The organism is Sediminibacterium sp. FW305-C-269 (assembly GCF_058231045.1).
Map to the genome: position 1 here is coordinate 203083 of NZ_JBIQXQ010000004.1, position 14494 is coordinate 217576.

At 46.4% G+C, this 14494-nt stretch carries 11 protein-coding genes; 7 read left to right on the forward strand and 4 right to left on the reverse strand.

The features are described from left to right. Positions 1 to 118: 118 nt before the first annotated feature. The 3 genes from efp (at position 119) to accC (ending at position 2830) form a co-directional block, all read left to right on the forward strand. Positions 119 to 691 carry an elongation factor P gene (gene efp, locus ACH3Y6_RS14510; RefSeq protein ID WP_490836346.1) on the forward strand — a complete coding sequence of 191 codons (573 nt, stop codon included), beginning with the start codon at positions 119 to 121 and terminating at the stop codon, positions 689 to 691. Positions 692 to 899: 208 nt separating this feature from the next. Next, positions 900 to 1373: an acetyl-CoA carboxylase biotin carboxyl carrier protein gene (accB, locus tag ACH3Y6_RS14515; RefSeq protein WP_490836347.1), complete on the forward strand. Its 474-nt coding sequence runs from the start codon at positions 900 to 902 to the stop codon at positions 1371 to 1373. A gap of 119 nt (positions 1374 to 1492) precedes the next feature. Then, positions 1493 to 2830, forward strand: coding sequence for an acetyl-CoA carboxylase biotin carboxylase subunit (accC, locus tag ACH3Y6_RS14520; protein ID WP_490836348.1), 1338 nt, complete (start codon positions 1493 to 1495; stop codon positions 2828 to 2830). Between the two features lie 46 nt (positions 2831 to 2876). Here the strand turns inward: accC and ACH3Y6_RS14525 are convergent, their stop codons facing one another. The 3 genes from ACH3Y6_RS14525 to ACH3Y6_RS14535 all read right to left on the reverse strand — a co-directional run bounded on the left by ACH3Y6_RS14525 (position 2877) and on the right by ACH3Y6_RS14535 (position 6418). Then, positions 2877 to 3563, reverse strand: a complete 687-nt coding sequence (locus ACH3Y6_RS14525; RefSeq protein WP_490836349.1) for a hypothetical protein — start codon at positions 3561 to 3563, stop codon at positions 2877 to 2879. A gap of 106 nt (positions 3564 to 3669) precedes the next feature. Beyond that, positions 3670 to 4047: a hypothetical protein gene (locus ACH3Y6_RS14530; RefSeq protein WP_490836350.1), complete on the reverse strand. Its 378-nt coding sequence runs from the start codon at positions 4045 to 4047 to the stop codon at positions 3670 to 3672. Positions 4048 to 4225: 178 nt separating this feature from the next. Next, positions 4226 to 6418: a glutamine synthetase III family protein gene (locus ACH3Y6_RS14535; protein WP_490836351.1), complete on the reverse strand. Its 2193-nt coding sequence runs from the start codon at positions 6416 to 6418 to the stop codon at positions 4226 to 4228. A gap of 877 nt (positions 6419 to 7295) precedes the next feature. On the opposite strand from ACH3Y6_RS14535, the gene purL reads away from it, so the two are divergent. From purL to proC, 3 genes are all read left to right on the forward strand, one after another. After that, on the forward strand, positions 7296 to 9500 hold the full coding sequence (purL, locus tag ACH3Y6_RS14540; RefSeq protein ID WP_490836352.1) for a phosphoribosylformylglycinamidine synthase subunit PurL: 2205 nt from the start codon (positions 7296 to 7298) through the stop codon (positions 9498 to 9500). 45 nt (positions 9501 to 9545) lie between these two features. After that, entirely contained in the window at positions 9546 to 10574 is a 1029-nt protein-coding gene (gene rfaD / locus ACH3Y6_RS14545; protein WP_490836353.1) for an ADP-glyceromanno-heptose 6-epimerase, read from the forward strand. An 80-nt stretch (positions 10575 to 10654) separates the two neighbouring features. Then, a complete protein-coding gene (gene proC / locus ACH3Y6_RS14550) occupies positions 10655 to 11455 on the forward strand; it encodes a pyrroline-5-carboxylate reductase (protein ID WP_490836354.1) in 801 nt (266 codons plus the stop codon). Between the two features lie 95 nt (positions 11456 to 11550). On the opposite strand, the gene ACH3Y6_RS14555 is transcribed toward proC, so the two are convergent. Then, positions 11551 to 12432: a dienelactone hydrolase family protein gene (locus ACH3Y6_RS14555; RefSeq protein ID WP_490836355.1), complete on the reverse strand. Its 882-nt coding sequence runs from the start codon at positions 12430 to 12432 to the stop codon at positions 11551 to 11553. A gap of 315 nt (positions 12433 to 12747) precedes the next feature. Here ACH3Y6_RS14555 and pyrG point away from each other — a divergent pair, with 315 nt between their 5' ends. After that, positions 12748 to 14397, forward strand: coding sequence for a CTP synthase (gene pyrG, locus ACH3Y6_RS14560; RefSeq protein WP_490836356.1), 1650 nt, complete (start codon positions 12748 to 12750; stop codon positions 14395 to 14397). The last annotated feature ends 97 nt before the right edge of the window (positions 14398 to 14494 follow it).

Genomic DNA, 14494 nt, shown 5'->3' on the forward strand with positions numbered 1-14494 from the left:
ATTCGTGCAAAACATGGGATTAGGGGGGAACTTTCCCCAAACAAGCTTTCTTGTTTTTGGTCGCCAATCCCTACTTTTGCCGCTGTCTGAGAAGACGATTCATTTAAAAACAAACACAATGGCAACAACATCCGACATCAGCCGTGGTATGATCCTGAAATTAGACGGCAGTTTATATTCTGTAGTGGAATTTGGAGAGAACAAAACAGCCCGTGCCGCTGCGAAAGTGTGGGCCAAATTAAAAGGCGTTGACAACAAACGTTCTATTGAAAAGACATGGAACAGCGGAGAGAATATCTTTCCAGTTCGTGTAGAGAAAAAAGCTTTCCAGTTCTTATATAAAGACGATACCGGCTACAATCTCATGAACAATGAGACTTTTGAGCAGATTGCTTTAGGTGAAGAAATGATCGAGTCTCCGCAGTTCCTGATGGAAGGTGCGGAAGTGTTCGTTTTCATCAACACAGAAACAGAGCTGCCTATCGGTGCGGAACTGCCCGAGAAGATTGTGGTGAAAATCACTTATTGCGAGCCGGGTCTGCGTGGTGATACCGCTACCCGTGCGCTGAAAGCAGCAACCGTTGAAACCGGTGCAACCGTAATGGTCCCCCTTTTTGTGGAGGATGGTGAGCTGATCCGCGTGAACACCAAGGATGGTTCATATGTAGAGCGGGTTAAAGAAGAAAAATAAGGTACTGACAGACCGGAACGGTCAATCAGCCTATTTCAATAATATCAGGACAGCCCAGGCTGTCCTTTTTTAACCCTCTGACCGGGTATGGGGGCAGAAAATACGCAAACCCGCAAATAAAGAAAATACCCGATTTTGTCAAAAAAGGGCTATTTTGCCCCCCTATTTGAGCAAAAATCACTGTTTTTACCCCTAAAACTTGCCATTTATGGACTTAAAGCAAATTCATGAATTGATCAAAATCATCAATAAAAGTAATATTGGTGAGATAAGTATAGAAGATAAGGATGGTAAGGTAACCATCAAACAGAAAGAGGAACAAGTGGTAACCGTGGCTGCAGCTCCCCAGCAGGTATATACTACGGCGGCAGCTCAGCCAGCTCCTGTTGCTGCACCCGCCGCTGCACCGGCACCCGCCGCAGCAGCTCCCAAAGCCGATAACCTGGTAACCATCAAAAGCCCGATGATCGGAACCTTCTACCGTCGTTCTGCACCGGATAAACCCATTCTGGCAGAAGTAGGTACTGAAATTGCACCGGGTAAAGTGGTTTGTATCATCGAAGCCATGAAACTCTTTAATGAGATTGAAGCAGAGATCAAAGGCACTATTGTAAAGGTATTGGTAGAAGATGCCAGTCCCGTAGAATATGACCAGCCTTTGTTCCTGGTGGAGCCGGCTTAGGAAATTTGAAAATGCGGCAATTTGAGACTTGAAAATGGGGTGACCACCTCATTCGGAAATTTCTCAGCTCATGCCGGTATTTTCACATTCTCCAATTTTCAAATTTTCAAATTCACAGGATGTTTAAGAAGATATTAATTGCCAACAGGGGAGAGATTGCACTCCGGGTGATCCGCACCTGTCGTGAGATGGGTATCAAAACGGTTGCCGTGTATTCTACAGCCGATAAAGACAGTCTCCATGTAAAATTTGCCGATGAAGCCGTTTGTATCGGTAAACCCGCCAGTTCAGATTCTTACCTCAATATTCCGCATATCATGGCTGCTGCAGAGATCACCAATGCAGATGCCGTACACCCCGGTTACGGGTTCCTGGCTGAAAATGCCAAATTCTCGCAGATCTGTGCCGATCATGGTATCAAGTTCATCGGGCCTACACCCGAGATGATCAATAAGATGGGTGATAAGATCACCGCAAAAGACACCATGATCCGTGCAGGTGTACCGGTAGTACCCGGCGGAGAAGGTTTATTGGAAAGCGTGGAGCAGGCTAAATCACTTGCCAAAGAAGTAGGTTATCCTGTGATCCTGAAAGCAACTGCCGGTGGTGGTGGTAAAGGGATGCGTGTGGTATGGAATGAAGATGAAATCGAAAAAGCCTACAGCACTGCGAAACAGGAAGCTGCCGCATCGTTTAAGAACGATGGAATCTACATGGAGAAGTTCGTGGAAGAACCCAGGCATATTGAGATACAGGTAGCCGGTGATCAGTATGGTAATGTGTGTCATTTGAGCGAGCGTGACTGTTCCATCCAGCGTCGTCACCAGAAACTGGTGGAAGAATCGCCTTCACCGTTCATGACGCCCGAACTGCGCCAGAGAATGGGGGAAGCAGCGATCAAAGCGGCCAAAGCCATCAATTACGAAAGTGTGGGAACCATTGAGTTCCTGGTAGATAAACACCGCAACTTCTACTTCATGGAAATGAATACCCGTATCCAGGTAGAGCACTGCGTTACGGAAGAAGTAGTGAGTTTTGACCTGATCAAGGAACAGATCAAGATCGCCATGGGCGAAAAGATCTCTGGCCGTAATTACGAACCACAGATGCATGCCATCGAATGCCGTATCAATGCCGAAGATCCGTATAATGATTTCCGCCCTTCACCTGGTAAGATCACGGTATTGCATACGCCCGGCGGGCATGGGGTTCGTGTAGACAGCCATGTATATGCCGGTTACGTGATACCACCTTATTACGACTCCATGATCGGCAAACTGATCACCGTAGCACAGACCCGCGAGGAAGCCATCGATACCATGTATCGGGCTTTGAGCGAATATGTGATCGAAGGTGTGAAAACGACCATTCCCTTTCACCTGCAACTGATGCAGAACGAGGATTTCCGGAAAGGAAACTTCACCACCAAGTTCCTGGAATCATTCAAGATGAAATAATAAAAGCCCCATTGAAAAATGGGGCTTTTACTTTGAAAACGATTTTTTACAAGGTATTTTGATTAAAGAACTGGGCCATTGGTTCAAATTGTTCTTCACCAATACCCACTACTTTCCATCTGCGCTGCCTCTCTGCATACATGGCCACCGTTTTGCGGATACGGTTGAAATCAGCTTCCGGAATGGCGGCAATGGTTGCCGCTTCTTTTTGTTTCCACACTTCTATTTCCAGTAGCATATCTGCCTGTCTGCCATTGACGCCCAATTTCTCGATCAGTGGTTTGCGATATTTTGTTTTATACAGCAGTAGGGCTTTTTGCGCATTCAGGGTATCAAAAACAGGGTTCGCCTGCAGGGTGATCACTGGACAGGCCCGGGTGCTGATTTCAAAGATCCGTTTGGGATCAGAGAGGGTTTTTACCTGGTCGGGTGCCAGACCCAGTGATTTGTACTTTTTAGATACATCCTGCATCAGCTCACCCTGGGTAGCGTACACTTCATTTGTATTGGCATCAATGGCTGCCTGTTGTTGCCTGGCCCAGTGATCGATATCCCCGATCTTATCGGCCAGTGCTGCAGATAGTTTCCATTCTTTGATAAGTGCCGGTTTATCGCAATAACCGAACAGTTCCCGCATTTCTTCAGAAGAACGTTTGATGCTGTTTTCCTGTGCGGAGAGATTGCCTGATAACAGGATTGATAAGATAACGGTGGTTACGTATTGCGCTTTCATAAACATAAAATTGTACCGTCTAAAATACCAACAATTCGAAACATGGATTCGTTAAAATAAGAAAGGCGTTCCCATGGAGCGCCTTTCTTATTTTGATCCGGAGTGATTATCTGCCACCACCACCTCTGCCGCCACCTGGACGCATAGACATGGTTTCGATTACTTTGGTAGCCAGTTCCTCGGATAATCCGGCCTTTACCAGTCTTTTTTTCCTTGCTTCGGCAACTTCTTTCATCTTAGCCTGTCTTTCTTCCGGAGCCATTTCCCTGAAATTACCCATGTTGGCCATAAATGAACGGTCGGTCATGACCGCTACAGCAGAATCTGTCTGAACCTCGGTAAGACCCAATGGTTTCAGCCTTTCTTTCATCATGGCAATTCTTTCTTCGGGTGTCATTTGCTGACCACCACCTGGTCCCTGGGCCATTACGGTTGTCATGGAACAACCCAATACAATAGCCATGCATACAAATAATTTTTTCATACAGTTCTTTTTAAGAGTTTAGTATAGAAAATTATTGCAAATCTTTTTCAGAACAACAGGTATTCGGTCAATGGCGGTCGGTAGTCGGCAGCAACGGGTACTTAACGTTTCTTTAATCCGCTAAAAAAAAGCCCTGCTCGGGTATAGGAGCAGGGCGGTATAACGCAAGTCAAAAGTCTTAACGTAAGAACAGCATTTCACGGTACTTAGGTAAGGTCCAGATATCATCGTCAACCAGTTGTTCCAGTTTGTCAACGTGATAGCGGATCTCATCAAAGAAAGCAGATTTCACCTGGCTTTCGTAGGCGATGGCTTTGGTACGGCTGTTTTCGATGTTGTTCGCAATTTTACGGGCTTCTACCATGGCATGTACCTTGGTGTGAATCACCTGGATATGTTCACTTACTTTTTTCAGGATCTCCAGCTGGCTGCTGTAAGCGCTTTCCGGTAAACCGGCTGCCTTTAATCCATTGATATTGCTCAGCAGTTCGTTCTGGTATTTAACTGCAGCAGGAATGATGTGGTTAATGGCCAGGTCGCCCATCACGCGTGCCTCGATCTGCACTTTCTTGATATATTTCTCCAGTTCGATCTCGTGTCTTGCTTCCAGTTCTGTATGAGAGTAAACACCGGTGCTTTCGAACAGTTTTTTGGCTTTGTCAGTGAGTAAAGCGTCCAGGGCAATCGGTGTGGTTTTCAGGTTGGGCAGACCGCGGCGTTCTGCTTCGTGATGCCATTCGTCGCTGTAACCATCTCCTTCGAACAATACTTTTTTGCTTTCCACAATGTATTTCTGGATCACGTGCATGATGGCGATCTCTTTCTTGTCGCCTTTCTCAATCAAAGCATCCACATCGTTCTTGAATTTGCGCAGCGTATCTGCTACGATGGTATTGAGAACGGTCATGGAAATACCACAGTTGGCTGATGAACCTACTGCGCGAAACTCGAACTTATTACCGGTGAAGGCAAAAGGAGAGGTACGGTTACGGTCGGTATTGTCGAGCATCAGCTCAGGAATGCTGCGGTGCAGGTCCAGTTTCAGGATGGCTTCATCCTGCTCGTCGAATTTGGTGTTCACCCTGGCTTCCACATCTGCCAGCACTTTGGCGAGGTATTGTCCTACGAATACGGAGATAATGGCCGGAGGCGCTTCATTGGCACCCAGGCGGTGGTCATTCGGTGCAGAAGCAATGGCTGCACGCAGAATATCTGCGTAATCATGTACCGCTTTGATGGTGTTCACAAAGAATGTGAGGAACATCAGGTTGGTCTTGGGCGTTTTTCCTGGAGCCAGCAGGTTCACACCGGTATCGGTGGCCATACTCCAGTTATTGTGTTTACCGCTACCGTTGATACCGGCAAAAGGTTTCTCGTGCAGTAAAACCACCAGCTTATGACGCTTGGCCACACGGCTCATCACATCCATGAGCAGGGTGTTATGGTCAACAGCAATATTCACTTCTTCAAAGATCGGGGCACACTCGAATTGCGCAGGGGCTACCTCATTGTGGCGGGTACGTAAAGGGATTCCCAGTTTGTAAGCTTCCTGCTCGTAGTCGCGCATGAAAGCATATACCCTTTCAGGGATAGAACCAAAATAGTGATCTTCCAGCTGCTGGCCCTTGGCAGGGGAAGCGCCAAATACGGTACGGCCACACTGGATCAGGTCGGGACGTGCAGTGGCAAGAGCTTCATCTATCACAAAATATTCCTGCTCCCAACCTAGGGTAGGAGTTACTTTGGTAACGTTCTTGTCGAAATAATTACAAACATCCACAGCTGCTTTGCTCAGGGATTCTACCGCTTTCAGCAATGGAGCTTTGTAGTCGAGCGATTCACCGGTATAGGAAATGAAGATCGTTGGAATACATAATGTTTTACCATGGCCGATCTCAATGATAAATGCAGGAGAAGAAGGATCCCAGGCAGTATAACCGCGGGCTTCGAAAGTGGCACGGATACCACCGCTGGGAAAAGAGGAAGCGTCCGGTTCCTGCTGGATCAGCGCGGCACCATCAAATTCTTCTATAGCGGTACCATCGCTTTTCAGGGTGAAGAAAGAATCGTGTTTTTCAGCAGTGGTTCCTGTCAGCGGCTGAAACCAGTGTGTATAGTGGGTAACACCCTTGCTTTCTGCCCAGGCACGCAGCCCATTGGCGATCTGGTTAGCCACGGTACGGTCGATCTTCTTACCACCACGGATACTGGTCGCAAGGCTTTTATAAGCTTCGTCGCTCAAATATTCACGGGCAGTTTTCAGTGTGAACACATTTTCATTGAAAATGGCAGTGATCTTTGGGCTGGCTGGAGCCGGTGCATCACCAGTTTCTTTGGCGATACTTTCGATTGCTGAAAAACGTAATGACATAAGATTATTTTTTTTTGACTGATCAAAAATAAGCAGAATATTCTGGAAAATGTAATTTTTATCTTTTAGATGGGTTATAAAATGATAAAAATGTGGAAAAATTTAAACATAGATATAATTTTAATTTGTTTGTCAGTGATGTAATTTCTCAGTCATTGACTAACGAAAAACCTCAGTTATCGGGAAATAAAAGCCAATTCAGGCTGTTTGCTGAAAACGCTTTCATCAGTTCCCGCCCACCCCGGATACCCAACCTTGATTAACCTGATAATCAGTGTATAAACAAACAGGGTAAGAACAAGAAACATATTTGGTGACAGAAAAACGAACTGCCCCGGCTGATATGCAATATGGGTCTGAAGCCAGGGCTGATTACCCCATTTGCTTAACAAACCAAGCAGGCCGAAAATAAGCCTTCCCCTTATCATCTGTATAGGCCAATAGCGTCTCTGCCAACTATCCCTGTTTTCCTGCAAATTATTTGATAATCAGTTACTTACATAATGTTCTGCTGTTGAAACTGGGTTAACTCATTGATTATCCGTACATAACAGGAGGATAACCTGCAGATAACCCGCAGATAACCCGCCTATGACCCGCAGATAACCCGCCTCTTTAAAGAGACGGGTTATCTATGGTACAGGTACGGTTTATGGATAGTATATTGGATAAGAAACACAGACAAACCTGTGAATGGGGGATATGGGAATGGGTTACAAAAAAAACTGTGCAGGAGCTTGGTGGGAAAAATGGTTGACCCTGGCTATCGGGTAACCGGCTGACTGGTTCCTGCAATAGCCTTTCATCAGGTTGTTGATACCCATTTTACAAAACTTCATCTTGCCTCTTACGGCTACTTTCTTACCTTCGCGGCATCATGGAAATAACCGCCCAAACCGCCGAACAACTTCGTCTTACGGCCGAAGAATTTGAACTCATCAAACAGAAATTAGGCCGCACCCCCAACTTTACCGAGTTGTGTGCTTTCAGCGGCATGTGGAGTGAGCACTGCAGTTATAAAAACTCTATCAAGTGGTTGAAGACCCTGCCCCGCAACGGTGGCCGTATGCTGGTAGCTGCAGGTGAAGAGAATGCCGGCCTGATGGATATGGGTAACGGCTTCGGCGTAGTATTCAAGATTGAAAGTCATAACCATCCCAGCGCCATTGAACCTTTCCAGGGTGCTGCTACCGGCGTAGGTGGTATTCAGCGCGATATTTTTACCATGGGCGCCCGTCCCATTGCTTCTCTGAACAGCCTGCGTTTTGGTAACCTGAAAGATAAAAAAACACAACGTCTGCTGAGTGGGGTGGTACACGGTATTGGCCATTATGGTAACTGCTTTGGTGTGCCTACTGTGGGCGGTGAAGTGTATTTTGAAGACTGTTACCATACCAATCCCTTGGTGAATGCCATGAGTGTGGGTATTATGCAGGCCAATAAAATGGTCAGCGCTACTGCTGCAGGAACCGGTAACCCCGTGTTTTTTGTAGGGAGTGCTACCGGAAAAGATGGTATTGGAGGAGCATCATTTGCTTCGGCCAATATTACATCAGACAGCGTGGAAGAGCTTCCTGCTGTACAGGTGGGCGACCCTTTCCAGGAAAAGAAACTGCTGGAAGCCTGTCTCGAAGTGATCGAAACCGGTGCTGTTATCGGTATGCAGGATATGGGTGCGGCCGGCATCATCTGTTCAACGGCAGAAATGAGTGCCAAAGGTGGTGTGGGTATGCGTATTGATCTGGATAAGGTACCTACCCGCCAGAAAAATATGAAAGCCTGGGAACTGCTGCTCAGCGAAAGCCAGGAGCGTATGCTGGTGGTGGTAGAAAGAGGTAAGGAAGCTGCAGTTTTACAAGTGTTTGAAAAATGGGACCTGAGCTGCAGTGAGATCGGGCAGGTGACCGATGATGGGCTGCTGAAATTTTACATGCACGGCACACTCGAAGCCGAAATACCCGCACACGAACTGGTATTGGGTGGCGGCGCCCCACAATACACCCGTGATTACAAAGAGCCCGCTTATTTCGCAAAGATCAAAGCTTTTGACGCAAACAGTATCCAGGATATCACTGAACTGAAACCGGTAGCCGAGCAATTGGTACAGATCCCGAATATTGCATCCAAACGTTGGGTGTACACGCAATATGATAGCATGGTAGGCGCTGCCAATGCCTCTACCAATGAGCCCAGCGATGCGTCTGTCGTGCTGGCCAAAGGAACCGGAAAAGCACTGGCCATTACGGTGGATTGTAACAGCAAATATGTATTCGCCGACCCTTACACAGGCGGTATGATCGCTGTTGCCGAAGCAGCTCGTAATATTGTCTGCAGTGGTGGCGAGCCCATTGGTGTGACCAACTGTCTGAATTTCGGTAACCCTTACGACCCGGAAGTATATTACCAGTTTGTGAAAGCAGTGACCGGTATGGGTGATGCCTGCCGTAAATTCAATACACCGGTTACAGGTGGTAACGTAAGTTTCTATAACCAGAATCCCGAAGGTCCTGTCTATCCTACACCTACCATCGGTATGGTAGGAATCCTGGATGATTTCGCTAACCGTATGACACTGGATTTCAAATCTGAAGGTGATGTGATCCTGCTCATCGGTAAACAGCAGAACGATATCGGTTCATCAGAATACCTGCATAAACTGAAGCAGGTGGAATATTCACCGGCTCCTTATTTCAACCTGGATGAAGAACTGGCCGTACAGCAACTGGTAGCAGCACTCATCAAAGAAAAACAGGTGCAGAGTGTCCATGATATCAGCGAGGGTGGACTGGCCATTACTTTGCTGGAAAGTGGATTTAACCGAAACCTGGGATTCAGTGTGTCTGCACAAAGTTCATTGCGTAAAGATGCTTACTGGTTTGGTGAGGCACAAGGCAGGGTGGTGGTATCCTGTACGGCAGCGCAGGAAGACCGTATAATGAAGTTGGCAAAAGATGCCGGAATAGAGGTCAACAGATTAGGTACAGTTACTTCAGGCAACATAGAAGTGAACGGTGAGAACTGGGGTACCATCGATGGCTGGAAAGAAAAATATGATACAGCGATAGAAAAATTGTTGCGCTAAATCTTTTGTCAGCATCCGGATTGATAAAACACAGGTAGTATTCTTATGACAGACCATCATTCACATAATAGACCATCCGATTCAGCTGCTATTATTGTTACGGGAGCAGCCGGTTTTATCGGGTCCTGCATGGTGCAGTACCTGAATGAGGCAGGTTATGAGAACCTGATACTGGTGGATGATTTTGGATCTGAAGAAAAGAGAAAGAACTGGGAGTCGAAAAAATATTCAGAGATCGTAGAACGGTATAACCTGTTTGATTGGCTTGACGCTCATCGGCCCAAAGTAGAAATCGTGATACACCTGGGTGCCAGAACCGACACCACCGAGTTCAACTATGCCATTCACGAAGAGCTGAATGTGCAGTATTCAAAAGATATCTGGTTGTACTGTACAGCCAACAGGATCCCGCTGATCTATGCCTCTTCTGCAGCCACTTATGGTGCAGGTGAGCTGGGGTACAACGATGACCATGCGGTGGTGGAGAAACTGAAACCGCTGAATCCTTATGGCATCAGCAAGAACGAGTTTGATAAATGGGCACTCACACAAACCAGTACACCTCCCTGTTGGGCAGGTTTGAAATTCTTTAATGTATACGGTCCTAACGAATACCACAAAGGCCGTATGGCAAGTGTTATCTGGCATTCCTTCAATCAGATCAGAAAAGATGGGGTGGTAAAATTATTCAGGAGTCACAAGGAAGGGTTCAAAGACGGGGAACAGCTGCGCGATTTTGTATATGTAAAGGATGTGACAGCCATGATCGGCTGGATCAGGGAAACCATACTCAATGGCAACTGGACGGCTGACAGGAACGGTTTATACAACCTGGGTACCGGAACAGCACGTTCTTTCATTGACCTGGTAAAAGCCACTTTTGCAGGTCTCGACCTGGCCCCTAACATTGTTTTCATTGATATGCCTGAAGATATCCGTGATAAATACCAGTATTTCACAGAAGCCAACATGAAAAAGATCAGGGAGACTGGTTACCAAAAGGCCTTTTATACACTGGAAGCGGGTGTGGATGATTATGTCCGTCATTACCTGCGTACTGGTCAATACCTGTAGTATTGTGGACTTGCTTCTGCTGCAATGTGCTGCCGGCAGCGTGTGTTCACTATTTCTTATCTTCACGCAAAGCAATCGTTATGAGCAAGAAAATAGCCATCATTGGTGGAGGTAACCTGGGTGTTGCCATGGCCGAAGGTTTGATCAGCAGTGGGTTTGTATTGCCGGAACACCTGATCGTTACCCGTCGTAACATTTCTGCGCTGAAATCACTTGAAGAAAAAGGAGTGATGATCAGCAATGATAATGTGGAAGCGGTAAAATACGCCGACTGGATTGTGTTGGCTATTAAACCCTTTCAGATAAAGGAAGTGCTTGCCCAGATCAAACCACACCTGGATGAAAAGAAACATTCTCTGATCAGTGTGGTTACCGGTATATGGATCAAAGATATGCAGGAGATGGTAGGCAACGATTTTGCCTTGTTCCGTGCCATGCCCAATACCGCTATTGCCATCCAGGAAAGTATGACCTGTATCTGCTCACATGGCGCTAATCAGGACCAGTTGTCTTTTGTTGCCGACTTTTTTGACCAGTTGGGTAAGTCGGTCTTCATAGAAGAAAAACTAATGGATGCCGCTACCGTGCTGGGCGCCTGTGGAACAGCGTATGCTATGCGCTATATCCGTGCCAATATACAAGGAGGCATCGAAATTGGTTTCAGCGCTGCTACGGCTTCTCTGATTGCAGCACAAACGGTAAAAGGTGCTGCAGAACTGTTGTTGCAGAAAAATACCCACCCTGAACAGGAAATCGATAAAGTGACCACACCCAAAGGTTGTACGATCGCCGGTTTAAACGAAATGGAACACCAGGGCTTCAGTTCTTCTTTGATCAAAGGGATTGTGACCAGCTACCGGAAAATTGTGAACGATATGTAGTTACGCCAGGGAAGGAATATCGAATATTGAGCAAGGAATGATGAATGTTGAAGTGGCACTCCGATTGATGTTCATCATTCCTTGCTCAATATTCATTATTTCATCCGTTCTTTCAGGAAGGCGATCGCCTTGGCATGTGCATCTTCTGTGGCGGCTTTATTGAAGCTCGGATTGCTGGGGTTGGCAAAACCATGGTTAGCTTCGTATTTATAGGCGGTCAGCTTTTTACCCGCGGCCTTCATGTCCTCTTCAAATTTGGTCACCAGCTCGGGGGATGGACTGCGGTCCTGGTTGCCAAAGAAACCGATCACATCACAGTTCAGTTTTTGTAACTTTTCCCTATTGTTTTCGGGTCTGCCATAATACATCACGCAGCCGGCAGCCTGTTTGCCTGCCAGCATACTTGCCTGTAAACTCCACATACCGCCAAAACACCAGCCAATGGTATAGATCCGGGCATCTTTTCCGGCATAAGCGATAGCGCCCTTAATGATGTTCTCAAGACGGTTTGTCTGGGCTGCCTGTACCAGTTTCATGGCACTATCGGGTGTGGCCGCTACTTTTCCGTCGTACAGGTCCAGGGCGATTACATTTACATGGTCCAGCTCTTTAAAAAGGGTTTCACTTTCCCTTTTGATATGATCATTCAGGCCCCACCATTCCTGTATCACAAATACCCATTGGTTACTTTTGGTCTTGCTTTTGATCTCATATCCCATAGCTGCAGATCCGTCGGCAGCGGTAAAACTGACGGTCTTACCGGTTGGATTTTCCAGTTGGTAAGACCGGGGTGTTTCGTGCATGGCGGCAAATGCCAGGGTGCCGGCTTCCTGTCTGAACTGTTCCCGGATATCGCCGTTGAAACAGCTGACATAACATTCCGGACTCAATATGGCAGGTTCGGGTGTTTTATAACGGTGACTCAACATAGCAGCCGTGCCCAATGCAGCCAGGCTTAAGAGCAGTATTTTTTTCATATTCGTTTTTTAAGAGATAAAGATGTACACGTCAAATTAACACTTTAGGATAAAAAATGGTTGTAGCCGAAGCTGCTATTTTTTAGAATAAGTTTTTTGCTGTAGGTTTGTATGACCTCCGAAATTTTCCTCACACAGTTATTTTCCAGGGTCAATATTCTTTGATTTTTTTGGTCGCAAAAAGCAGGTATTGCTTTCTGGTGGCCTGTGGTTTGTGTAGCTATGGGATTGGGGTTGCTGTATACATTGGAAGTGGAAGAACACTAACAGAATAATACTAATTGTAATATATACGTATCAATTAATAACCATATTATGGCCAAGTTTATTTTTGTTACCGGAGGGGTAACCAGTAGTTTAGGAAAAGGGATCATTGCTGCTTCGCTGGCAAAATTGCTGCAGGCAAGAGGATTAAGGGTGACGATCCAGAAATTTGACCCTTATATCAATGTGGACCCCGGTACACTGAATCCTTATGAGCATGGGGAGTGTTATGTTACCGAAGATGGTGCCGAAACCGATCTTGATCTGGGCCATTATGAACGTTTCCTGAATATCTATACCTCACAGGCCAACAATGTAACCACCGGCCGTATTTACCAGACGGTGATCAACAAGGAGCGTGCGGGTGATTTCCTGGGTAAGACCGTACAGGTGGTTCCCCATATTACCGATGAGATCAAAAGGAGAATGTTATTACTGGGAGAGGATGATCAATACGATATCATCCTGACAGAGATCGGAGGCACCGTGGGTGATATTGAGAGCCTTCCTTTCATTGAAGCTGTTCGCCAGCTGCAGTGGGAACTGCCCGAAGAAGACCTGATGGTGGTGCATCTTACCCTGATCCCCTACCTGAAAGCGGCCAAGGAATTAAAGACGAAACCTACGCAGCACAGTGTGAAAATGCTGAGTGAGACAGGCGTACATCCTGACATTATCGTGTGTCGTACGGAAGAACCCCTGAATAATGATATCAAGCGAAAGATTGCCCTGTTCTGTAATGTGAAACAGGAAGCGGTGATAGAAGCCCTGGATGCCCCAACCATTTATGAAGTGCCCATGGAAATGCTGCGCGAAAAACTGGACCTGATCTGTTTGAAGAAACTGAAGATCACCAACTACGGCGAGCCGCAGCTGGATAAATGGAAAGGATTCCTCGATAAGCTGAAATATCCTAAAAGTAAGGTGACCGTAGGTTTGATCGGAAAATACATCGAACTGCAGGATGCTTATAAATCCATCCTCGAAAGTTTTGTACATGCCGGCGCCATGAATGAGGTAAAAGTGCAGGTGGTGAATGTACACAGTGAATTCATTACCCCTGAAAATGTAGCAGAAAAACTGGATGGCCTGGATGGCCTGCTGGTGGCACCCGGTTTCGGTCATAGGGGAATTGAAGGAAAAATAGTGGCGGTTCAATACGCACGCGAAAAAGGACTGCCTTTCTTCGGTATCTGCCTGGGTATGCAGATGGCGGTGATCGAGTATGCAAGAAATGTACTGGGACTGAAAGATGCACATTCCACTGAAATGGATACCAATACCCAGCATGCTGTGATCAATATGATGGAAGAGCAGAAAAAGATCAGGATGATGGGAGGTACCATGCGCCTGGGTTCTTATCCCTGTGAGATCAAAGACAATAGCCTGGCACATAAGATCTATGGAGAAAAAATGATAACCGAACGTCACAGACACCGCTATGAATTCAATAACGAGTACCTGGACCAGTTTGAAGGCAAAGGCATGATCGCCAGCGGAAGAAACCCGGAAACGGGATTGGTTGAGATTATGGAAATTCCAACCCATCCATTCTTTATCGGTGTCCAGTATCATCCTGAACTAAAAAGCACGGTAGTAAAACCAGCTCCGCTATTCGTGAGTTTCATCGATGCAGCTAAAAAGTATAATGAAAATAAGAGCACGGTAAAGAGCAGTTCTTTGCAGGATGCTTTGATCTGATAACTGATTGCAATACCTGGCAATGCCCCGGATAACCTGTCCGGGGCATTGTTGTTTCCGGAGTCATGGAGGGTGGTCGGGACAGAATACAAAGGCG